The organism is Streptomyces sp. BBFR25, assembly GCF_044590125.1.
Lineage (GTDB): Bacteria > Actinomycetota > Actinomycetes > Streptomycetales > Streptomycetaceae > Streptomyces > Streptomyces canus_D.
This window is the reverse complement of sequence record NZ_CP172447.1, coordinates 6,876,476-6,900,281: the sequence shown is the minus strand read 5'-3', so window position 1 is coordinate 6,900,281 and position 23,806 is coordinate 6,876,476. Positions and strand designations below refer to the sequence as shown.

Sequence of the window (23,806 nt, the reverse complement as noted above, 5' to 3'; positions counted from 1 at the left end):
TCATACTCCCTCGTTGGCGAAGACCACGGCGGAGTGGAAGCCGCCGAAGCCGAAACTGTTGGACAGCGCGAACTCGGCGGCCAGCGGTACGGCGGTGGTGCCGGCGAACCGCAGCCGAGGCTCCACCGGGTCGGTGAGCCACGGGTTGGGGTGCGCGAAGCCGCCGGCCAGTTGGGCGACCGTGGCGACCGCCTCGACCACCCCGGCCGCGCCCAGGCAGTGCCCCGTCAGCGCCTTGGTGGCGTTCACCAGCGCGGGGGCGTCGGGGCCGAGTACGTCCAGCAGGGCGGCGGCCTCGGTGCGGTCGCCGAGCGGCGAGGCGGTGCCGTGCGTGTTGACGTAGCCGATGTGGCCGGGTGCGGCTCCGGCCCGTTTCAGGGCGCTCCGCATCACCTCGGCCTCCACCCGCTCGCTCGGGTCGGCGAGGCTGTTGCCGCTCAGCCGCAGCGCGTGCCCGGCCAGCCGGGCCAGCACCCGGGCGCCCCGGCGGCGGGCGCTCGCGGCGCTCTCCAGCACCACCGCGGCGGCGCCGACCCCGTCGGTGAAGCCGCGATGCGTCCGGTCGAACGGGCGGCAGGGCGGTTCGTGGTCGGTGCCGGTGCCGGTGGCGGCGGGCGTCATCGCGCCCAGCGCGCGGTAGGCCTGTCGTTCCAGCGGGGCGAGTTCGGTGGGCGCGCCGAGCACCAGGCAGGCGTCCACCGCTCCCGCGTCGAGCATCCGGGCGGCAGTGATCAGCGCGACGTTGCCGCTGGCGGACGCGCCGCCGACGGTGCAACCCTCGCCGCCGATACCGAGGATCTCACTGACCACGCCGACCTGATCGGTGTCCTGCATGTGCAGTGCGTACCGGCCGGGCACGGCGGCGGGACGGTCCCGGTAGCGCTCGCCGGCACGGTGCGCACCCGCGCCGGTGAGGTTGTTGCCGGCCACCACCAGGCCCAGCCGCTCGGGTGGCGGGGCCTCCTCGGCGAGTCCGGCGCGCGCCCAGGCCTCCGCGGCGGTCAGCACGGAGACCTGCACGGCGAGCGGGGACCTGGCCGCCGTCCTGGCCGCCTTCCGTGGCACCCACTCGCCGCGGGTCCGGCGTTCCGTGAGCAGGGCGGGATAGTCGAAGGGCGGCAGCGGCGCGCCGGGTGAGTCGGCGTCCCGGTCGGCGGCGGGCAGCAGGGCGCTGCGACCGGCCCGCAGCGCGTCGGTGAAGGCCTCCAGGCCCGCGCCCGCCGCGCAGTGCACGCCGAGGCCGGTGACCACGACGCCGCCGGGGGTCACGCGGAGTGCCGGGCGAGCAGGGCGACCAGCGAGCGGATGTCCCGGGTCTGCTGGAACTCCATCACGGGCACGTCGATGCCCATGTCCTCCATGGTGAGGGTCACCACCTCGGCCCGGTCGATGCTGTTGCAGCCCAGTTCGGCGAGGCTGTTGTCGAGGGTGACGGTGGAGGTGTCCAGGTCGTACACCACGACGCCGAGATTGCGCCGGACCGCCTCGAAGATGCCGCTGTCGTCCATCTCGTTGTTCTCCTAGACCCACTCGTAGGTGCGGTGGTACCCCTCGGTGCCGCGGTACGCCAGCAGCGGCTCCCGGCCGGGGCGGGCGTCGAGGAAGCGGCGGTAGCGCTCGACCTCGATCTTGCGGTTCTCGACCGGGACCAGGCAGCGGCTGTTCTCGGCGAGCAGCTCGGTGTACTCGGCGAAGTCCAGCGGGACCCGGGCGTTCAACCGGCCCGGGATGTCCAGCTCGGCGAGCGCGGCGCGGGAGCCGTCGTCGATGAGCCCGCTGAAGAATTCGGAGGCGCAGCCCGAGCCGTAAGAGAACAGGCCCACCCTGGCGGTGCCCCGGGACGGGGCGTTGTCGATGAGGCTGGCCAGGGCCAGGTAGACGGAGCCGGAGCAGAGGTTGCCGACCTGGCCCGGGTAGACCAGTGAAGGCGCCACCCGGGCGGCGAAGTCCGCCTCGATGACGTCAGGGGTGGCCCGGACTCGTTCCCGCATGAGTTTGCGGTGTGCGGCCTTGACCAGCCCGGCGAACGGGGTGTGCAGGGCGAGGTGGTCGAAGGTGGCCCGCAGGTCGACGCCGTCGACCTTGCCGCAGTAGTCGGCGAAGCTGTTGGACAGGCAGTCCAGGTAGGCGAAGAGCGAGCCGTCGACGTCGGCGATGTCGTAGTCGGGCATCGGCCGCGCCGAGTCCATGGTCTCGTAGGCGTGCGCGCCGAACGCGCCGAGGTCCAGGGCGAGGACCCGGGGGTCGTCGCCGAGCAGCATGGCGGCGGCACCGGTACCGGTGGCGGGTTCCGCGTAGCCGGCCCGGGCGTCCACCATGGACACGTCGGTGGCGATCACCAGGGCCTTGGCGCCCGGGGAGACGCCGGAGGCCAGGTAGCCGGCGGCGATCTGCAGGGCGCCGGTGGCGGCGTAGCAGGCCTGCTTGACCTCCATCACCCGGCACTTGGGGCTCAGGCCCAGGAACTCGTGGACGTACGAGGCGATCGACTTGCTGAAGTCGACGCCGGACTCGCTGGAGGTGAGGATCAGTTCGATCCGCTCCTTGTCCTGCGGGGCGAGCCGGCCCACGATCGGGGCGGCCGCGTTGACGGCGTTGGTGATCGGGTCCTCGCAGGGCAGGGCGATCGAGCGGGCGGACATCATCAGGTGGCCGATCCGCTCGTGGTCCAGGCCGCGGCCCTCGAACAGGGCGGCGGTGGACAGCTGGGCGAAGCCGGCGTGGACGTTCAACGCCTCGATACCGATCCGGGCGGTCATCGGTGCTTCACCTCCACCAGGAAGTCGATCAGGGCGTCGATGTCGGGCACGGTGCTGAAGCGGGCCATCGGCTCGCGCACGCCGAGCGCGTCGATCAGCGCCATGATGATCTCCACCCGGTCCACCGAGTCCGCGCCGAGTTCCTTGAGATGCTTGTCGCCGGTGATCTGCTCGGCGGGCACCTGGGGCAGGATGGCGGCGACGGTCTCGTGCACCAGGGCGGTCACAGCGGCGCGGTCGGTGTCACTGCGCTGCGGCATTCGAGCCCTCCAGTCGTACGTGCAGGGTGCAGACCGCCAGGCAGCGGCCGCTCGCGGCGTCCTCGACCACCGCGTTCCAGCGTTCCTCGGCCGGGTCGTCGCGGCGCCGCCAGGAGCGCAGCCGGATCCGCAGCACCGAGTCGGCGTCGGCGTTGCCGAGGTAGCAGAGCTGGTGATCCAGCACCGTCCGATCGAGGAATCTACGGTCGGCACGTCCCTGGTTCCGCCACATTTTGAGCAGGGCGCCGTCGATGATGGAGAAGTACGAGGCGAAGTACAGGAGTCCGACGCCATTGATGTCGCGGGTGATGTCGATCGGGTACTCGACCTCGTCCCCGGCCACCAGCTCCTCCCAGTCGGGGTCCTGCGGGTCGTGGAAGGTCTGCCGGGCGCGGGCCGAACCGTACGCGGCCCGCGGCGAGTAGGCGGCGGGCAGCTGCGGCAGGTGGGCGTGCCGGAAGTCGGCCGGCGCGGAGGTGATCAGCCCTTCGTTGCTGCCGGCGTGACTACGGGTGACCCAGCGGTTGAAGTTCTGCACGTACAGGCAGTCGGGCTGCCGGGCCGCGAAGAACTCGTCGGGGTCCAGGCCCTGTTCGGGCTTGGTCTCGGAGCCGGGCGGGACCCGGCGGATCCGGTGCAGGGTCAGCACCGACTCGCTGCCGTAGCCGAACACCCGCGAGGTGGTCTCGATCCGGTCGCCGAAGGTCAGCGCACCGGGGTGAAGCTGCCCGCCGGAACGGACCCTGAAGTAGTAGAAGGAGAGGTAGGTGGGCAGGCCCTGGTCGTTGACCGCGTTGAACGCGTCGGTGCCGCAGACCTCACTGACGGTCTCCCAGGTCCAGTCGCCGACCTGGCCGACGAACAGCGAGTTGTGCCCGCACATCCCGGGTTTGACGGTGATCAGCCGGCCGACGGAGCCGTCGGCGGCCCGCCACACCTCCGGCCGCAGCAGCGAATCCTCGATCCGGGGCATCACTGCGCCCCCTTCCCCGTGGTCGGTGTGTCGTGCTGGGAGAGGAACGCGGTGAGAACGGAGTTGAACTCGTCCGGCCGGGTGAGCGCCGGGAAGTGGCCGGCCCCGTCGATCTCCGCGTACCGGCAGCCGGCGATCCCCTCGCGCAGCAGCTGCGTGGTCTTCTGCGGGATCACCGTGTCGTAGCGGCCCTGCACGACCAGCGTCGGCACCGCGATCAGGGGCAGCCGGGACAGCATGTCCGGCTCGGTGGCGAACACGTCCAGGTAGCGCAGCCCGGTCTGCGGGTCCATGCTCTCGGAGCGCAGCAGCACTCCCTCCAGGTGGCGGCGTCGCCGCTCGTCGGGAGCGTCCGCGCCGTCCGCGGCGATCCTGTCGAAGTCCTCCTTCAGCACCACGTCCAGGCGGTTGACCTCGCCGACCCGGTTGGCGCACTTGTAGGAGCTGCAGATCAGGGTCAGCGAGGCCACCTCGTCCGGGTGCTCCAGCGCGTAGGTCTGCGCGGTCAGGCCGCCGAACGAGGCGCCCGCGAGGTGCACCGGTCCGGTCGCGCCGAGTTCGCGCAGTGCCGCCCGGTGCACCTCGGCGAGGCCGCGCAGGGTCAGGTCGGCGGAGGCGTTCGTGCGGCCGACGCCCGGGGCGTGCAGCACCACGACCCGGTAGCGGTCGGACAGGTCCGCGAACTGGTGGCGGAACACGCCCGCCCCGATGTTGAACGGGTGGATGAACAGCAGCGTCGGCCCGTCGCCCGCGATGAAGGCCTCCACCTCGCCGCCCTGCGGGACGCCGACGATCCGGTGCTCCACCGGCGCGCCGAAGTCCTTCAGCACGCCCAGGTTGTCGTCCTTCGCCCGGACGCCCTCACGCAACGCCGCCTTGATGTCCTCGGGCACCCCCTCCGCCCTGTGGTACGCCGCCCGCGCGGAGGGTGCGGCCGGATCGACCGGGATCAGCTCGACCGGCGCCGGGCCGGAGCGGTACAGCCGGGCCAGCCGCTTGCCGATCTCCCGGATGTCCGGGGTGGCGGTGCCGACCGGGACCGCCAGCCGGATCAGCGGCGCCGTGCCCGCCCCGGTGGCCAGGTGCGGGCCGCCCCGGACGCCGGTGTGCTCGTAGATCCAGTCCAGGCAGGAGGGGACCGGGTGCTCGAAGTCCGCGAACTGCTTCATCGCGCCGGTGTCCAGCAGCACGCAGTGTCCGGCCGCCGGACCGATCACGGGCAGACCGGCCCGTGACAGCAGGTTCCACAGCATCTTGACCGCGGCCCGGCGCCTGCCCACCTGCTCGGCGACGCCGCCGGAGTCCGCCAGGGCCGCCGCGATCTGCCGCCGTCCCGCCAGGTTGACCTGGTGGCCGCGGGTCGACACCTGCTCCCGCAGCAGCTCGGCCAAGTCCGGGCGGGAGGTGGCGACCAGGCCGCCGAAGTCGATGCCGAAGTCCTTCGACAGGCCCATCGTCACGGCGTCGGCGGTGGCCAGCAGGTCGGCCGTCACCTTCCATATGCTCCGGCCCTGATGTCCCTCCTCGTACTCCACCACGGCAGCCGCGTTCTCCAGCGCCCGGGTGGCGTCGAGCACCAGCGGGATCCCGGCCGCCACCGCGATCCGGCGCACCTCTCGCAGGTTCGCCAGCGAGATCGGGTAGCCGCCCTGGGCGTTGTCGCTGAGTTCCAGGCAGATCATGGACACCCCGCCGGGCCGCTCCCCAAGGATCCGCCGCAGGGTCGTCAGGTCGACGTCCCTGAACGGCCCGGTCCTGGTGACGGGCCGGCAGTCGGACAGCGCGACCGGCTCGAAGCCGTTGTCGGCGAGGCTCATCAGCAGCGTCGGAAACAGCCCGTTGTGCACCACCGCCCGCCGGATCCCGGGCCACGTACGGCACAGCAACGCCTCCGCCGTCCGCCCCGACGGGGTCGGCACCACGCAGTCGAAGTCCAGCCACGGCACCCGGGGCAGGCCCTGCGCCCCGAGTTCCAGGCCCGCCGCCATCGCGGTCAGCCGGGCCATCCGCTCGGTCACCGCCGGGGTGGCCAGCTCGGCCCATGAGTCGGTGATCATGTCGAACCGCACCGCGGAGGTGGGCAGGGTGATCGGGTTGTGTCCGTGCGGCGAGCCGCTGCCGGTCGGCTGCGCGGCGGCGGCGCGCGGCGGACGCCTCGCAGCGGGGGCCGCGGTCGGCTCGGGGGCGGCGGGACGGACGAGGGCCTCGGACCCGGACGCGCGGTCGGATCCGGCGGTGGAGCCGGAGCCGGACTCGGCGTTGGAGACGGCGTCCGAGTCGGCGTCGGAGTCGGCGTCGGAGTGGGGCGTGGCGGTCGCGTCGTCGAGAGCCTCCGGTGCGGTGGTGTCCAGGTCCGGGTTGGCGATCATCAGGATCACGTCGGCGACCGCGCTGCGCCGCTCGTCGTCCGGCTGGCACAGGTAGATCGTCGAGTTGGTCGGCCGGAACTTGTTCTTGAACTGGAAGTTGCTCTCGCTGAAGATGCCGACCGACCGCAGCTCGGACAGTCCCTCCTCCACCTCGGGCGAGGCGTTCGGGGACTCGCCCGCCTTGACGCCGAAGCTGGCGCCGAAGCTGAAGATCTCGACGCCCTCGGCCGCCAGCCTCTCGATGATCCGGACGATCGCGAACTCCAGGCCGCCGAGCGGCGCCTCCTTCGGGTAGAACTCCAGGTCGAGCAGCCAGCCTGGCTCCGACGGGATCTTCGTCACGATGACCGCGCTGGCCAGTTCGCCGTCCACCCGGGTGAGGAACATACGGTGCCGCTCGGCGAGCTGTCCCCGGCCGATCTCTTCACTGACCACCGCCACGTAGGGGTTGACCATCTGCTTGGTCTCGCCCCAGCGGTTCATCAGCGCCACGATCTCCCGGTCGACCGCGGGATCGCTGCCCACCCGGTACTCGTCGGTGGTGCACTCCCCCGCCGCGGCGAACCGGTTCACCATGTAGCGCAGCCGGCGCATCCGGCTGCCCTCCATGGTGAAGGTGCTCAGATCGTCCAGTCGCTGCACCGCGCCGAACGGCGTGGCGCTGAACGGCTGACCGGCCACCGACTCGATGTGCTCCACGGAGAGGAAGTTGGGCCGCAGGCCGTGCCGGTCCGCGTAGGCGACGTACTGCTCGATCAGCGTCGGGAAGTACTCGCGGGAGCCCACGTAGCTCCACGCGAACAGCATCCCGCCCTTGCGCGAGAAGTTGAAATAGCCCTCCTGCTCGGCGCCGAGGAACATCAGCGGGGCGATGTCACGCCCCGCCAGGCCGCCCTCCTTCGCCCACCGCGCGTCGACGTCCGCGACCACCGCCGCCAGCTCCGTCCGCTGTGGCAACCCCCGCTTGCGCAGCACCGTCCAGCCGCCGGACGGCTGCTCCGCCCGCTCCTCGGCCGCCGCCGGGGCGACGGGCTGTTCCGGGCCGGCCGCCGTCGACGACAGCGCCTCGCGCAGGCCGCCGGCCGTCGCCTGGCCGTACTCGGCGAGCAGGTGCCCGGTCAGGGCCGACACCGTGGGGTGGTCGAACATCAGCGTCTTGCGCTGGGCACCGAAGCGCTTTTCCAGGGCGCTCACGGTGCGCAGCATGTCGAAGGACGTCAGGCCGTCGTCGGCGAACGACACGCCCGGGGTCAGGGTGCGGCCCGAGAGCGTCGAGATCAGGTCGACGAGCAGCTCCTGCGGGTCGGGCGCGGACTCGACGGACGGCGTGCGGACGGGAGCGTGAACGGGGTCGGACTCCATGGCGGCCACCACCGCGGCGGTCAACTGCTCCACGTCGTCGTAGTCGTAGAGCTCGGACGCCTTGAGGTCGAGGCCGTAGCGGTCGTTGAGGCCGCGGACCAGTTCCATCCGGAAGATCGAGTCGAGGCCGAGGTCGGTGAACGAACTGGTCATCAGGATCGTCGCCGGGTCCAGGCCGAGGATCTCCGCCAGCCGTGAGTGGATCAGCCCCGCGACCTCCTCCCGCACCGCCGCCGACACCTGGCCGACGACAGGGGCGGGGGCCGGGGCCGGGACGGAGGTGGGAGCCGGGGCGGGAACAGGTGCGGGTGCGGGGTCGACGACCGGGCCGTCCGCCGGAGGAGTTGCGGTCGTGGTGGAGACCAGCTTGATGCGGCCGCCCGTGGTACGGGCCTGGGTGACGCCAGGTGTCACCGCAGTGGCGGACGGCTCAGCGGTCGCCGGGGCTTCCGGTGCCGGAGAGGCGGTGCGGGGGGTGAACCAGTGGCGTACGGGATTGAGGGGGAAACCGGGGAGCGGGAGGCGTCGCGGGCGGGTGGCCGGCCAGTGGGACGCCCATTCGGTCCGGCCGGTGTCCAGCCACTCGCGGGCGGCGGGGTCGGAGGGGCCGTCGATCCGCTCGCCCGCTGCCACGGCGACGAGCCGGGCCAGCAGCGAGTCGCGGTCGGCCGCCGTGAGGACCACGCGTTCGGCGTGGGCGTCGCGTCCGGTCTGCAGGGTCCAGGCGACGCGGTGGGGCTCGGAACCGGGGTCGGCCTCCAGGTGCCGGGCGAGTGCCGCCGCGTACTCACGCAGCGCGGCCGCGGTCGGCGCGGAGAGCGGGAACAGCCGCGCGACGGGCGGAAGTTCGGTGAGGGCCGGTGTCTCGTCGCGGTACTCCTCCAGCACCACGTGGGCGTTGGAGCCGCCGAAGCCGAAGGAGCTGACGCCCGCCCGGCGCACGGTCCGGCCGGTGCCGTCGTCGATGCCCGCCCAGTGAGTGGTGCGGTCGTTGACGTAGAAGGGGGTGCCGTCCAGGCGGAGGTACGGGTTGAGTTCGGTCAGGTGCAGGGTGGCGGGCAGTTCACGGTGCTTCATGCTGAGCAGGGTCTTCAGCACACCCGCGATGCCGGACGCGGCCTCCAGGTGGCCGATGTTGGTCTTCACCGCGCCGAGCGCGATGTGCGGCCGGTCGGCCGGCGGCAGGCCCGCTTCGGCGGACAGCTGGGCGAAGGCCCGCTTCAGGCCCTCGGTCTCCACCGGGTCGCCGAGCGAGGTGCCGGTGCCGTGCGTCTCGATGTGGCTGACGGTGTCCGGCGACAGCGCGGCCCGGTGGTACGCCTGGACCAGCACCTGCGCCTGGGCCTCGGGGTTGGGGGCGGTCAGCGAGGTGGAGCGGCCGCCGTGGTTGACCGCGGTGGCCCGGATCACGCCGTGGATGTGGTCGCCGTCGGCCTCTGCCCGGTCGAGGCGCTTGAGCACCACCGCGCCCGCGCCCTCGCCGCGCACGTAGCCGTCGGCGGCGGCGTCGAAGGTCTTGCACCGGCCGTCGGGGCTGAGCATCCCGGACTTGGTGAACGCGGTGAACAGGCCCGGACTGAGGGTCGCGTTGACGCCGCCGGCGATCGCGAGGTCGCAGTCGCCGTCCAGGATCGCCCTGGCGGCCCGGTGGATCGCCACCAGCGCGCTCGAGCACGCGGTGTCCACGGCCTCGCTGGGGCCGCGCAGGTCGAGCAGCCGGGAGATGCGGTTGGCGAGCACCGCGTGCGACAGGCCGGTGGCGGTGTGCGCCTGGACCGGGACGCCGTTGCTGCGCATCAGGTCGTCGTAGTCGGTGGTGGAGACACCCGCGAACAGGCCGGTGGCGCTGCCCGCCAGCTCGGACGCCCGGTAGCCCGCGTTCTCCACGGCCCGCCACACCACCTCCAGGAACAGCCGCTGCTGCGGGTCCATCAGGCCCGCCTCGGTGGCGGAGATCCCGAAGAAGGCGGCGTCGAAGTCGGCGATGTCCTCGAGGAATCCGCCGCGCAGTTCCCGGGTCTCCGGGTCCTGCCGCAGGTCGGTGCGGTCGGCGGGGACGGGACCGACGAGGTGGTCCCCGGCGGCCAGGTGCCGCCAGAACTCGTCGAGGTCGGACGAGCCGGGCAACCGGCCGGCTATGCCGACGACCGCGATGGGCGCCGGGCCGTAGGGCTGCTCCGGGTCGGGGTCCGGGTTCGGGGCGGTGTCCGGGTCCGAGGCGACGACCGAGGCGGCGGGCGCGACCGGCTGGGGCGTCGCCACCGCGACGGGCACGGTCGTCTCCGTCTCCGGTGCCGGTGCCGGCTCTTTCGCGGGAGCCGTCTTCGGACCGGCCGCCCGGGATATCTCGTCCGCGTGGTGCGTCACCAGGTGGCGGGCGAAGTCCTCGAGGGTCGGGCATTCGAACAGGACGGTGGGCAGCAGGTCGAGACCGTAGATGTCGTTGACGTCCACCGAGAGCTGGGTGATCGTGATCGAGTCGAAGCCGGAGTCCAGGAGCTCGGCGTCCATGTCGACCTCGTGCTCGTCCACCAGCAGGAACCCGGCGGCGATCCGGCGCAGCTCCGCCCGCACCGCGAGATCCGGGTCGACCGCCGCGTGGACGGGCGCCGGCGCCGGAGCGGACACCGGTACGGGAGCAGAGGCGGGAGCGGACGCCGAGGCGGAGGCGGGCGCGGCCTCGGGCGCCGGGGAGGCCGTGGGGACCGCGGAGGCCGGGGAGGCCGCGCCCTCGACAGCGACCAGTACCGGCTCCTCCCCCGCCAGGGCCTGGCAGAACACCCGCAGGCCGGTCTCGGTGGTCATCGGGAGCATGTCCCAGCGCTGGGCGTACAGCCGGAGGGTCGCCTGGTCGACCCGCATACCGCCGTCCTTCCACAGCGGCCAGGCGATGGCGACGGTGCGGCCGTTCCGCAGGCCTCGCGCCCGCAGGCGTTCCCGGGCCTCGGCGAACCCGTTCAGGTAGGCGTTGGCGTAGGCGTAGTCGACCTGGCCGAGGTTGCCGACCTCACCGGCCAGCGAGGAGAACACGGCGAAGAAGTCGAGCGGCTGCTCGCCGATCGCGTCGTCGAGGTGGGCGACGGCGAGCTTCGGGGCCAGCACGGCCTCGACCGCGGCGCGTTCCTTGCCGACGGCGCGGCCGTCGTCGACGACACCTGCGGCGTGGACGACGCCGTGCAGTGCGCCGTACAGGTCGATGGTCTCCTCGACCACCAGGCGGATCTGCTCGGAGTCGGTGACGTCGGCGCGCTCCCACTGCACGGTGACGCCGTTGCCGGCGAGTTTGTCGAGGCGGTCGCGGGCGTCGCGGTCGGGTCCGGTGCGGGTGACCAGGACCAGGTTGAGCGGGCGGCCGTGGACGGCCATGAACTCGGCGACCCGGACGCCGAGGGCTCCGGTGCCGCCGGTGATCAGGTATGTGCCGCCGGGGCGGAGCGCGAGGTCGGCGGGTTCGCCGTCGGTTGCCGGGGTGAACTCGGCGAGCCGGCGCAGCAGCCGGGTCCCGTCCTGGTAGCCGGCCTGGACCACCGGATCGTCCGCGGCGGGCGCGGTGAGCTCGGCGAGGATCCGTCCGGCGGTGTCCCCTTCCGCGCCGACCGCGAGACAGCTGCCGGTGAAGCGGCTGTGCTCCACGGCGAGGCTGCGCAGTGCGGCGGCGACGGCGGTGTGCTCGGGCTGGGCGTCCAGCGGCGCTCCGCGGTGTGCGTAGACGGCGCGCAGCGGGGTGCCCGTGGGAGCGGTGGTCAGCAGGGCGGTGCAGGACCACAGCAGGGGGAGGAATCCGGCGTCCGGTCCTGCGCTGTCGGCGTCGGCGGCGACCACGACCGCTTCCGGCAGCGCGCCGGTCTCGGCGAGCCGGGCGGCGAGCCGTCGCAGGTCCTCGCGGTCGCCGGTGGCGACCGTGTACCGGTCCGTCCCGGTGGCGGCGAACACGGCGCCGGGGCGGGCCAGGACGCACCGGGTGCCGCGCCCTTCGAGCCGTCGGGCGAGTTCGGCGCCGTGCTCCTCGTCCAGCGCGACGATCAGCACCGTCGACGGGAGCGGGGCCGCGGGGGTGGAGAGCGGGGCGGGTTCCCAGACCGGGCGCAGATAGCGGCAGACCGTGGCGGGCTCGGCCGGTGGGGCGGGCGCGTGGGTGACGGGAAGCGGCTCGGCGGCGTAGTCGGGCAGCCAGTGGCGGCTGCGCTCGAACGGGTAGGGCGGCAGCTGGACCCGGCGGGGGTACGGCGCGGGCCAGCAGACGTGCCAGTCGACGGGCACGCCGGCCGTCCAGAGCCGGGCCAGCTTGGGGAGTTGCCGCTTGGCCAGGATGGTGGCCACCAGCGCGGCCCCGTCCTCGTCGTCCAGCAGCGACCAGCCGCCCGAGTCCCCGCCGACACTGCCCACGACCACGTCGGCGTTCCGCGTGCCGCTGACGAAGTCACGCAGTTTGGAGGCTAGTTGCGCGGTGTCGGTGGCCAGTACGGCGATCCGCTCGGCCATCTCGCGCCGCCCGATCTGGCTGGTGCGGGCCAGCGCGGCCAGCGGCAGCTCGGCACCCTCGGGGGTGGCGAGCAGTCCGGCGACCCGCTCGGCGTAGCGGACCAGCTGTCCCCGGGTGCGTGCGCTGAGCAGGAAGAGCTGCTCGCCGCCGGGCAGTCGGGGTGCCGCGGGGGCGGTGCGGGGGCGGTATTCCTCCAGCACCACGTGGGCGTTGGCGCCGCCCGCGCCGAAGGCGCTGACACCGGCCCGCCGGGGGGACCCGTCGGCGGGGGCGGGCCAGGCGACGGTCTCGCGCGGCAGGTAGAACGGCGAACCGGCCAGCGGGATCTTGGGGTTGACGTTCTCCAGGTTGACGCACCGGGTGATCCGGCCGTGCTGGAGCTGGAGCAGCGCCCGGGTGAGTCCGGCGATGCCGGCCGCGCCCTCCAGGTGGCCGATGGCTGCCTTGACCGAGGAGACCGCGCAGCGGAACTCGTCGGGAGACGCGCCCAGTTCCTCGAAGGCCCGGGTGAGGCCGCCGATCTCGATCGGGTCGCCGAGGGCGGTGCCGGTGCCGTGTGCCTCCAGGCTGCCGATGGTGCGCGGGTCGACGCCGGAGCGGCGTACCGCCTCGGCGATCAGCGCGGCCTGCGCCTGCGGGTTGGGGACCGTGTAACCACCGGTCTTGCCGCCCGCGTTGACGGTGCTGCCCTTGATCACGGCGAGGATCTCGTCGCCGTCGCGCTCGGCGTCGGCGAGCGGCTTGAGCAGTACCGCGCCGACACCCTCTCCTGGTACGAAGCCGTCGGCACGCTCGTCGAAGACCTTGCAGGCGCCGTCCCCGGCCAGCATGTTGAGCGCGGACAGCGACACGTGGTGCGCGGGGTGCAGGATCAGGTTGACGCCGCCCACGACGGCCATCCGGCACTCGCCGCGGCGCAGGCTCTCGACGGCGAGGTGGACCGCCGTCAGCGAGGAGGAGCAGGCGGAGTCGACGGCGAAGCTGGGGCCCTGGAAGTCGAAGTGGTAGGAGACCCGGTTGGCGACCGACCAGTACGCGGAGTGCGCGCCGGAGAGTTTGCCGCGCGCCCAGCCGGTGGCGGCGAGCCGCCCGTACGAGCCGTACATGACACCGGCGAACACGCCCGTCATCGTCTCGTGCGTGGAGCTGCTGAGGTAACCGGCCCGGTCGAGCAGGTCCCAGCAGGTCTCCAGGAAGAGGCGTTCCTGCGGGTCGATGTCACCGGCGTCGCGCGGCAGGATGTTGAAGAAGGCCGGGTCGAACTTGTCGATGTCGTCGAGGAATCCGCCCCACCGGCTGTAGCTGCGGTCGCTGCGGCCGCGCTTGGCGTCGAAGGTGAGCCGCCAGTCCCAGCGGTCGGCGGGAACCTCGGTGATGGCGTCCCGGCCGTCCTCCAGGTTGCGCCAGAAGGTCTCCACGTCCGGCGCGCCCGGGTAGCGTCCGCTGACGGCGATCACCGCGATGTCGGCGGCCCCGTCCCGCGCTGCCGGGCGGCTCGCGGCAGACTCCGCGGCAGGCACGGGCGGTGCCGACTGCACGACCGGGGCGGGCGTGGATACCGGGGCTGCGTCCGCGACGGGCGGTACCGGCTGCGCGGATTCGGCCGGTGGGGCGGATTCGGCCGGTGGCGCGGCGGGACGGAGCAGCGCGGTCAGCCGCTCGGCGCGGTCGGTGCGCAGGTGGTTGGCGAGCTGTTCGATGGTGAGATGCTCGAACAGGAGGGTGGCGGGCAGCACCCCGAGGTCCTGCTCCATCCGGTACACGATGTTCTGGCCGACCAGCGAATCGATCCCGTACGTCTCGAAGGTCGCGTGGTCGTCGAATTCGGCGGCACCGAACTTCAGCACCTCGGCGAAGACCTGCCGTACGTAGCCGCGGACCTGGGCCGCGGTCAGCGCCGGTGTCTGCTCGGCTGTCACGTTCAACTCCCGTTCGCTCGTCACCAGGCACTGCTCGAGTTGGTCCTCGGGGGTGCCGGGGATGCCGCGCACCCCCGTCACCCGGAATCCGGCTTCGGTGAGGGCGGCCCGCCACTGGGCGGGTCCGAGCAGCGCCGAGTCCGGGAGACGGCGCTGCGGGTCCTCGAATCGCCACCAGCCCTCGGTGAGGCCGAAGGTGAGGGTGACGAACTCGGAGGAGCTGGTCACCTCGTTCACGGCGAGCACCCCACCGGGGCGCAGCAGGGTGCGGACGTTGGCCAGGGTGCGGCCGATGTCCCGGGTGGCGTGCAGCACGTTGGTGGCCAGCACGACGTCGGCGCAGTGCGGCTCGAAGCCCTGTGCGGTGGGGTCGCGCTCGATGTCCAGCAGCTCGTAACGCGTGCCGGGGGCGCGGTGGTTGGCTTCGCCGTGGCGCAGGAAGGCCGGCGAGACGTCGGTGTAGCGGTATGCGGTCGGCAGGCCGGCCGCGGCGCAGGCGGCCAGCACGTGGCGGGTGGCGGAGCCGGTGCCGGCGCCGATCTCGATGATCCGCAGCGGCCGCTCGCCGCCGGTGAGCCGCTGCGCGGCGCCGACCACCTCGGCGGCCATCAGCCGGTGGAAGTGCTCGGCGCCGGGTCCGTCGGCGTAGACCGGTTCGACGAGGGCGGGCGAGCCCTTCGGGAACAGCACCTCGGTGGCGGCGACCCGGCCGGACAGGATGCCGGGGAGGCCGGCCACGCATGCCCGCAGCAGCGTCAGGTGCGGCGCCATCGCGGGGTGGGCGGCGGCGAACTCGGCGACCGGCAGCCGCTGCGGATCGCGCAGGGCGCGCCGGAAGGTCAGCGTGCCGTCGCCGTCCAGGGTGGCCGCGCCGGCCCGTTCCAGCACCCGTAGTACCGCGCCCAGCACCGAGCGGTTGCGGCCCTCGGCACGGAGCCGGTCGGCGAACTCCTCGAACGTCGTCGGCTCCTCCAGCGGCGGCAGTTCCGGCAGTGCGGCGAACTCGGCGCGGAGCAGGTCGGCGGCCACCACGTCGAGTGCGGCGAAGCCGGCCCGGGCCCGGGCCAGCGCGTCGTCGGCCTCGGCGCGGACGCCGAGCCGGGCCAGGCCGCGTCCGTCGGCTTTCACCACCACGGCCTGCGGCAGGCCGGCGGCGAGTACCCGGTCGAGCGCGGCGAGCCCCTCGGCGGGTTCGATCGAGCCCACGCCGAAGGCGGCCAGCCGCTCGCCGTAGCGCTCGTCGGCGACCACCCCGACGCTGCCCCAGAAACCCCAGTTGAGGACCCGCACGGGGTACGGGGCCCGGGAGTCCAGCCACTGCGCGTAGGCGTCCTGGAAGGTGCTGGCCGCGGCATAGGCGGCCTGGCCCGCGGAATCGGTGAAGGAGATCGCGGAGGAGAACACCGCGAGCAGGTCGAGCCGGTCCTCGCGCAACGCGTCGGCGAACGCGGCGGTGCCCGCCACCTTGGGCGCGAGCACCTCGCCGAAGGTCTCCGGGTCGGCGTGCAGCAACGTCCGGTCCCGCAGGTCTAGGGCGGCGTGCACGGCCCCGTTCAGGGGGCCGAAGCGGGCCCGGGCGGCGGCCACCGCCCGGTCGAGCTGCGCCGGGTCGGCGGCGTCGGCCCGGAAGTAGGCGGCTTCGCCGCCGAGTTCGGTGATCTCGGCGAGCGCCGCGTCGATCGCCGGGTCCTGGGCGCGTCGGCCGATCAGCGCCAGGCGAGCCCGGTGTGTCCCGGCGAGGTGGCGAGCGAGGGTGCGGCCGAGGCCGCCCGCTCCGCCGAGGATCACGTACGCGCCGCCCTCACGCCAGGGCGGTTCGCCGCCGGTCGGCCGGGTGGCGCGCAGGGTGCGCCGCAGGCGCTGCCCGTCGCGCAGCGCGATCAGCCGGTCGGCGGCGGGTTCGCGGGCGAGGAGCACGGCCAGTTGCCCGGGGACGACCCGGGTGGTCCCGGCGTCCACGCAGCCGACGGTCCAGCCCGGGTACTCGGCGGCGGCGGTCGCGCACAGGCCGAGCAGTCCGGCCGCGTGCGGTAGCGGCGGCTCGCCGTCGGTCACCGCCACGGCGCCGAACAGGACGGTGCGGACGGTGAGTGCGGTGTGCGCCGCGCCGAGCCCCAGCAGCCGCTGAACCAGTTGGAGCATCGCCGGCACGCTCCGGTCCTGCTCGGGCCGGTGGGTGGGTGCCGGGTCGGTGAGGAAGTAGACGAGGTCGGGGACCTCGGTCACCGCGTCGAGGTCGTGGTAGCCCACGGTGCGGACGTGGCGGTCAGGGTGGACGTCGGTCAGCGCGGTGGCGAGGGCGCCGGCGGCCTCGGGGTGGCAGATCAGCACCGTGCCGCCACCCGCGGCCTGCGCCGGGGCGGGCCCGGCATTCTCCCAGACCGGCCGGAAGACCCCCGGGCCCTCGGGCTCCGCGGTGGCGGCGGCAGCCGGGAGGGGCTCGGCGGCGACCGCGGCCGCCGGGCGGGGCACCGCGCGCAGTGAGACGCCGTCGAACCGGACGCACAGCATCCCGGTTCCGTCGGTCAGCGACACGGTGAACTCGTCCTTGCCGGTGCGCCTGGCGTGCGAGTAGCGCGCCGCTTCGGGCGAGCGCAGCACCGTCACCCGGTCCACGGCGAACGGCAGCAGCATCTGCGGTCCGTCCGCGTCGAGCAGCGGGGCGAGCACCTGCAGCCCGGCGTCCAGCACCGCTGCCCGCTCCTGCCACCCGGCCGTCCCGTCGGCGGGACGCAGCGTGCCCAGGGTCTCGCCGCCGCCGACCCGCACCTGCTCCAGGCGGCGGAACGAGGGCCCGTAGGCGATGCCCGCGGCGTCGAACGCCCCGTACAACGCGTCGGCGTGCCGCACCTCTTGGCAGGCCTCCGCGGTCCGGCGGAGGTCGAGCGGCGGCTCGGCGGCGAACGCGGCCTCCTCCTCGGCGGTCAGTACCGCGAACTCGCCGCGCACACAGGGGCCGTCCGATCCCGCCGCCTCCAGCCGGAAGGACCGGCCCGCCGCCGACTCCTCCCCCGCCAGCCGCAGCCGACGCGGCTGTGACAGCTCGCACGGCCGCAGCCAGCGCACCGCGGACAGCCGGTACGGCGGCACCGCGAGGTCGGCGGCCAGCGCGAGCGCCGCCGTGCCGGGCAGCACCGGGCGGCCCGCCACCCGGTGGTCGGCGGCGACCGGGTCGTCGGGGCGCACCTCCGTGACGCTGTCGGCACCGCCGCCGGGGCCCGCGGGCCGGGCCGATTCGCGGGGCGTGTGCGGCGTCGGCTCCTGGCTCGGGCGGTCGTCCGCCGCGCCGGACGGCACCGCGTGGTCGGCGGCGGCCGGAACGGTAATCCAGTAGTGCTCCTGCGCGAAGCGGTACGTCGGTACCGCCACCCGTCGCCCGCCGGCCGTGAGCGCCGCCCAGTCGGGGCTGTCCCCCCGTACGTACGCGGCGGCCGCCCGTACCAGCGGGTCCTGCGAGTCGGCGGTCTCCTCCAGGTCCGGGCGGCCCGCGAGGTAGCAGCCGGGGCCGTCCTGGCCCGCCGACAGCTTGCGCAGTTGCTCCAGGAGTTCCTCCCGGTGACCGGTGACCAGCGCGGCGCGGACCGGCAGATGGGCGCGGCCCAGCGCACGGGTGTAGGCGATGTCGGCGGGTTCCAGCGCGGGGTCGCGTTCCACCGCCTGCGCGAGGTCCGCGGCGACCTGGGTGAGCGCCTCGGACGTACGCGCCGACAGCGGGACCAGGTGGCGGGCCGCCGTCGGCCGGCGCTCCGGGGCGGGGCGTGCGGGCGGTTCGGCGAGCACCACGTGGCAGTTGGTGCCGCTGAAGCCGAAGCTGCTGACCGTGCCGACCCGGACACCGTTCGCACCCGGCTCCCACGGCGTCGGTTCGCGGACCACCCGAAGGCGGCCGCCCGCCAGGTCGAGCTCGGGGTTGGCCTCGGCGAAGCCGGGCAGCGGGGGCAGCGTGCGGTGGCGCAGGGCCAGTACGACCTTGAGCAGCCCGGCGATACCGGCCGCCGTGGTGGTGTGGCCGATGTTGGCCTTCACCGAGCCGAGAGCGGTGAAGCCCGGCCCGTCGGGACCGCCCAGCACCTGGTTGAGCGCCTTGACCTCGATCGGGTCGCCGAGGTTGGTGGCGGTGCCGTGCGCCTCCACGTACCCGATGTCTCCGGCCTCCACGCCGGCCCTTCGGTGCACCGCGCGCAGCAGTTCGGCCTGCGAGGTGGCGCTCGGCGCGGTGATGCCGTTGGTGCGGCCGTCGCCGTTGACTCCGCTCGCCTTGATCACCGCGTGGACCCGGTCGCCGTCGGCGAGCGCCGCACTCAGGTTCTTCAACACCACCGCGCCGACGCCCTCGCCGAGCACGATGCCGTCTGCCCCGGCGTCGAAGGGGACGGACCGGCCGGTCGGCGAGAGCATTCCGACCCTGCTGCTCCACACCTGCATCTGCGGCGTCGTCATGAGCGCGACGCCGCCCGCGACGGCCAGCTCGCAGTCGCCGCCGCGGATCGCCTCGCAGGCCAGGTGGACGGCCGTCAGCGAGGAGGAGCACGCGGTGTCGACCGTCATCGTCGGGCCGCTCAGGTCGAGCAGGTAGGCAATCCGGGCCGCCAGGATCGCCATGTTGTTGCCGAGGAACGCCTGCCCGGTGTCCGCCTGGCCGGCCGCACGCAACAGGTGGTAGTAGTCACCGCCGCCGGCCCCCACGTAGACCCCGCACCGGAGCCGCTCCGCCGGGCCGGCGTAGCCCGCGTCCTCCAGCGCCGTCCACGCCTGCTGCAGGAACTGGCGCTGCTGCGGGTCCATCGACTCCGCCTCCATCGGAGACAGCTGGAAGAACCGCGGGTCGAAGCCGCTGAGATCCGGCAGCAGTGCCGCCCACCGGCTGTACGAGCGGTCCGGGACGCGCCGGTCCGGGTCGAACCAGCCGGTCCCCCAACGGTCCTCCGGCACCGGGGAGATGCTGGTCCGGCCGGCGACCAGGTTCGCCCAGAACGCGTCCAGGTCCTCGGCGTCCGGGAAACGTCCGGCCACACCGATGACTGCGATGCCGTCGGTGTCATCGGCGTCGTGCGCCGGTGGCCGCGAAGGGTTCGCGGCCTCGGTCCGGGCCGGAGTACCGCGCAGCGGCCGGAGGGTCACCCGGCCACCGGTGGCAGGGGCGACCGGGGTGGCGGGGGCGGCAGGGGTCGCAGGTACCGGCGCAGCGGGCTGCACCGGCGGTACGGCGGGCGGTTCGGTCGCAGGCGGCGGCTTCGGCGCGGCAGACACCGGGGCGGCGGCGGGCTCCGAAACGGGCGCAGAGGCAGGGGCCGGGGCCGGGGCGAGCGCCGAACGGTGCAGGGCGCGGGCCTGCTCCGCGGTCTCCAGGACGTGCGCCGTCAGCCGGGCCACCGTGGGGTGGTCGTAGACGGCGACCGAGTCGATCTCCAGGCCGAAGCGCTGGTTCAGGCTCCGCACGATCTCCACCGCGCCGATCGAGTCCACGCCCAGCTCGCTGAAGCTGAGCTGGCGGTCGATCTCCTCCTCGGTGGCGTACACGATCGCGCAGAGGGTGGCGACCACCAGCCGCTCGACCTCCGCCGGGTCGGGAAGCGCGGCCTCGGGGGCGTCGACCGGCCGCGCCGCCACCTCGACGGTCGGGGCAGGGGCGGGGACCGGCGCCGCTTCGGGCACTGCGTCCGGCGGGGCGGCCGGTGCCCCGGTCGGCGCGGCAGCGGTGGCCGTCGCGCCGTAGTCGCGGACCTTCCGGAAATGCTCCCGTACCAGGTCCAGGGAATCTCCCCCGAGCACCCGCTCGTGCATCCGGGCCTCGTGCTCGACGATCTCCGGCAGCCGGGCGAGCAGCCGGCCTGCCAGCTCCGCCTTGACCTCGGCGACCGCCTCGGCGGGCTTGGCGGCGATCGAGCGGGCCAGGTCGAGGGCGGTCGGCAGTACGTCCGCCGCCGGGACGACGGTCACCGAGGCGCCGCGGCGGGCGAGTTCCTCGCCGCGGTAGCTACGGCCGGTGAGGAACATCTCGGTGGCCAGGGTGCCGCCGAGGCGCTGCTCCAGCACCAGGGTGGCGCCCATGCCGGGCGTGAAGCCGTACTTGAGGAAGTTCGCCCCGTAGGCGCCGTCTTCGGCGAGTACCACCAGGTCGGCGTAGAGGCCGAAGGCGAGGCCACCGCCGGAGGCCTGGCCGCGCATCGCGGAGACCACCGGGCGGCGGCAGCGCAGGAGGCCCTCGTAGACGAACGGGGTGTCGGTGAACCGGGTGTGCTTCTCGGCCAGCTCTTCCAGGGCCTTCGGGGTGGCACCGAGGTTGAAGACGGTCTCGGTGCCGGTGAGCACCACGGCGCGGATGTCGTCGCGGGTGTCGATCTCAGCGAAGACCGCTTCCAGCCCGTGCGTCAGCTGGGCGGTGAACATGTTGCGGTGGGTGTGGTCGCGCATGGTGACCAGCGCGATCCCGTGTTCCAGGACCCGCAGTTCGACCTCGTCGCCGTGGTACGGCTCGACCGTCCGCGGAACGGCCGGTGCGGGTGTCGGTACTGGTGCGGCGGCCGGTGCCGGTGTGCCGACCGGTGCCGGTGCCGGTGCGGGGCTGACGGCTTCGCCGTTGCGACGCTGCCAGTCGCCCAGCCAGTACCGTTCCTCGCGCAGCGGCGGCACCGGCAGCGACACCCGGCGCGGCGCGGGGCCGGTCGGTACGCAGTCCGCCCACGGCACGTCGGCCCCGGCGCTCCAGGCCGCCGCCACCTCCTCCAGCCGTCCGGCACGTACGAGTTCGGTGAGATCGGCGCGCGCCTCGGCACCGTCGGCCCTCTCGTGCCCCCAGTACTGTCCGGTCCCGGGGGTGGCGCCGCTCAGGTAGCGGTCGAGGGCGGCGAGCAGCTGCTCGTGGTCGGCGGCGAGGACGGCGAGGCGGCTGCCCAGCTGGTCGCGGCCGACCCGCAGGGTGTGGGCGAGGGCGGCGAGCGGGACGGCGGGCCGCGGCCCGGTGTCGAGCCGTGCGGCGAGCTGGTCGATCGACCGGTCGCCCTCGGCCGGCACCTTCCGGCCGAGGCCGGGCCGGTGCTCTTCCAGGACCTTGCGGACCAGCGCCAGGCCGGTGCGGTCGACACCGAGGTCGACCAGCGGCTCGGCGGGGTCGACGACGTCGGCCGGGACGCCCAGCACCTGGGCGACCGCGTCGGTGAGGACCCGGCGCAGTTCCGCGGCGACCGCGGCGGTCGGCTGCTCCGCCGGCCCGAGCAGCGCGGTCCGGATCCGTTCGGCGTACTCCCGCAGGGCGTCCGCGTCGCGCGCCGACAGCACGATCAGCTCCCGCCCGCCGTCGGCCGCCTGTTCGGCGGGGGCGCGGTACTCCTCCAGCACCAGGTGGGCGTTGGAGCCGCCCGCGCCGAAGGCGCTGACTCCGGCCCGGCGGGGTGAGCCGTCGGCGGGGGCGGGCCAGGCGGTGAGCTCGCGTTGCAGGTGGAACGGGGTGGCGGCGAGGTCGATGGCCGGGTTGACCACGTCCGCGTGCAGTGAGGGAACGAGCCGGCGGTGCTTCAGCTGGAGCAGGGTCTTGGTGACACCGGCGATTCCGGCGGCGCTCTCCAGGTGGCCGATGTTGGACTTCACCGACCCGATCGCGCAGCCGGCCGATCCGGTGTCGGCCGCGGCGAAGGCCCTGCGCAGGCCGTCGATCTCGATCGGGTCGCCGAGTGCGGTGCCGGTGCCGTGCGCCTCCAGGTACCCGATCGCGGACGGCGGCAGACCGGCGGCGTCCAGGGCCTCGCGGATCAGCGCGGCCTGCGAGGTGGGGCTCGGGACGGTGAAGCCGCTGGTCCGCCCGGTGTGGTTGAGCCGGGTCGCCCGGATCACCCCGTAGATGTGGTCACCGTCGGCCTCGGCCTTCGCCAGCGGCTTGAGCAGGACCGCGCCGACGCCCTCGCCGGGCACGTAGCCGGTGCCGCCCGCGCCGAAGCTGCGGCAGCGGCCGTCGTCGGAGAGGAAGCGGCCCTGGGCGAGCTGCAGGTACTTCTGCGGGTGGGCCGCGACGTTCACGCCACCGGCCAGCGCCATCTCGCACTCCCCTCGGCGCAGGCTCTCGACGGCGAGGTGAATGGCCGTCAGTGACGAGGAGCAGGCGGTGTCGACGGCCATGCTGGGTCCGGCCAGGTTCAGCGTGTAGGAGACCCGGTTGGCGACGGCGGCGTGCATCGCGGTCGGCTGGACGCCGTCCTCGGCGCCCTGCTGCAACTGGTAGTGGTTCCACATCACGCCGGCGAACACGCCGACGGGGGCGGCGGTGGTCCGGGACGCCGGGTGGCCGGCGTCCTGAAGGGTCTGCCAGCAGGTGGTGAGGAACAGGCGTTCCTGCGGGTCCATCCGTTCGGCGTCGCGACGGGAGATGCCGAAGAACGCCGGGTCGAAGCGGTCCATGCCGTCCAGGAACCCGCCCCAGCGGCCGTAGGTGCGACCGGGCCGGCCGTGCTCCGGGTCGTGGATCGCCGCGTGGTCCCAGCGATCCCTGGGCACCTCGGTGATGCAGTCGCGGCCTTCGGCGAGCAGCCGCCAGAACGCGTCGACGTCGGCGGCCTGCGGATACTGTCCGGCCAGCCCGATGACCGCGACGGCGTCCGGACCGTACCGGTCCGACGCGGCCGCCGTGTCGGGTCCGTGCCCGTCCGGTGCTGCGGTGTGCGCTACGGCGGGAACGCCGTCGGCATGCGGTTCCGCGAGGCCGCCGTCAGCATGCGGTTCGGCTAGGACGCCGTCGGCGAGTGGCAGGCGGTCGTCGGGCCGGGCGGGGTCGGCGTGGGTGACGACCAACCGGCTGTCGCCGGTTGCCAGTGCCCGCTCGAACAGCTCGACGCCGGTGCCGGTCGGCAGCGGGCTGGCGCCGTGGGTGCGGGCGGCCCGCTCGGTGACCTCGGCGTCGACCCGCATGCCGCCCTCGGCCCACAGCGGCCAGTCGACGGACACGCTCCGGCCCGGCCGGGCGGCCAGGTAGTGGTCGACGTAGGCGTTGGCGTAGGCATAGTCGCTCTGGCCGGGGTTGCCGATGACGGCGGACAGCGAGGAGTAGGCGGCCAGGAAGTCCGGGCGGTCGGCGCGGGTGGCCTCGTCGAGGTGGCGGATGCCCGAGGTCTTCGGAGCCAGCACCTCGCGGATCTGCTCGGGCCGCTTCGTCAGGAAGATCCCGTCCCGGACCACCCCCGCGCAATGCACGACCCCGTCGATCCTGCCGTACAACTCCCGTGCGGCTGCGACGAGTTCGCGGACCTGGGCGGCATCGGTGACATCGGCGGTCCGGTACCGCGCGTCCGCGCCGTAGCGCTGCCACTCGCGCATGCGCGCCAGCAGCGCCTCGCCGGGCGCGGAGCGGCCGGACAGCAGGATGCGGGCGCGGTGGGTGCGGGCGAGGTGTTCGGCCAGCATCGGTGCGAGGCCGCCGCCCCCGCCGGTGATCAGATAGACGCCGCGCTCGCGCAGCACCGCTTCCCCGCTCGGCGTGGCGCTTTCCACCGCCTGGAAGCGCTGGGCCCAGCGCTCCCCGTCCGCGTGCCGGACCTCGCTCTCCGCGGACGGATCGGCGGCCTCGGCGCACAGCAGCACGGCAAGCTCGGCGGGACGGGCCGCGGCGGCCACCTCGACGGTGCGGACGGCCAGCGCGGGCAGCTCGGCCGTCACGGTCCGGCCGAGCGCGGCGATCGCCGCGTACTCCGGCTG

The 23,806-nt window shown here is 74.0% G+C and carries 6 protein-coding genes (1 of these 6 only partly in view); all 6 read right to left on the bottom strand.

Annotation, left to right across the window (positions count from 1 at the left end; genetic code table 11):
* Tightly spaced (at most 12 nt apart), the 6 genes in view from ACGH52_RS31290 to ACGH52_RS31265 form a layout consistent with a single transcriptional unit that may run on beyond the window.
* Complete coding sequence (locus tag ACGH52_RS31290) at window positions 1-1,269, bottom strand: beta-ketoacyl synthase N-terminal-like domain-containing protein (protein WP_210974909.1); 1,269 nt, start codon at window positions 1,267-1,269, stop codon at window positions 1-3.
* Window positions 1,266-1,508, bottom strand: coding sequence for a phosphopantetheine-binding protein (locus tag ACGH52_RS31285; protein ID WP_059300317.1), 243 nt, complete (start codon window positions 1,506-1,508; stop codon window positions 1,266-1,268). The genes ACGH52_RS31290 and ACGH52_RS31285 overlap by 4 nt, the downstream gene beginning before the upstream one ends.
* A gap of 12 nt (window positions 1,509-1,520) precedes the next feature.
* Window positions 1,521-2,759, bottom strand: a complete 1,239-nt coding sequence (locus tag ACGH52_RS31280; RefSeq protein WP_210974910.1) for a hydroxymethylglutaryl-CoA synthase family protein — start codon at window positions 2,757-2,759, stop codon at window positions 1,521-1,523.
* Window positions 2,756-3,019 (bottom strand): acyl carrier protein, encoded by a 264-nt coding sequence (locus ACGH52_RS31275; RefSeq protein WP_076977089.1) that lies wholly within the window; start codon window positions 3,017-3,019, stop codon window positions 2,756-2,758. The genes ACGH52_RS31280 and ACGH52_RS31275 overlap by 4 nt, the downstream gene beginning before the upstream one ends.
* On the bottom strand, window positions 3,003-3,992 hold the full coding sequence (locus ACGH52_RS31270) for an LnmK family bifunctional acyltransferase/decarboxylase (RefSeq protein ID WP_059300320.1): 990 nt from the start codon (window positions 3,990-3,992) through the stop codon (window positions 3,003-3,005). Before ACGH52_RS31270 ends, ACGH52_RS31275 begins: the two co-directional genes overlap by 17 nt.
* Window positions 3,992-23,806: the 3' portion of an SDR family NAD(P)-dependent oxidoreductase gene (locus ACGH52_RS31265; protein WP_399944161.1), read on the bottom strand. 1,608 nt of this gene lie beyond the right edge of the window; the window shows 19,815 of its 21,423 coding nt (coding positions 1,609-21,423); its start codon lies off the right edge, out of view; the stop codon is at window positions 3,992-3,994. The genes ACGH52_RS31270 and ACGH52_RS31265 overlap by 1 nt, the downstream gene beginning before the upstream one ends.

Coding starts and splice junctions, on each gene's coding strand:
- ACGH52_RS31285 (WP_059300317.1), bottom strand. CDS start 1,508: ATGGACGACAGCGGCATCTTCGAGGCGGTCCGGCGCAATCTCGGCGTC.
- ACGH52_RS31280 (WP_210974910.1), bottom strand. CDS start 2,759: ATGACCGCCCGGATCGGTATCGAGGCGTTGAACGTCCACGCCGGCTTC.
- ACGH52_RS31275 (WP_076977089.1), bottom strand. CDS start 3,019: ATGCCGCAGCGCAGTGACACCGACCGCGCCGCTGTGACCGCCCTGGTG.
- ACGH52_RS31270 (WP_059300320.1), bottom strand. CDS start 3,992: ATGCCCCGGATCGAGGATTCGCTGCTGCGGCCGGAGGTGTGGCGGGCC.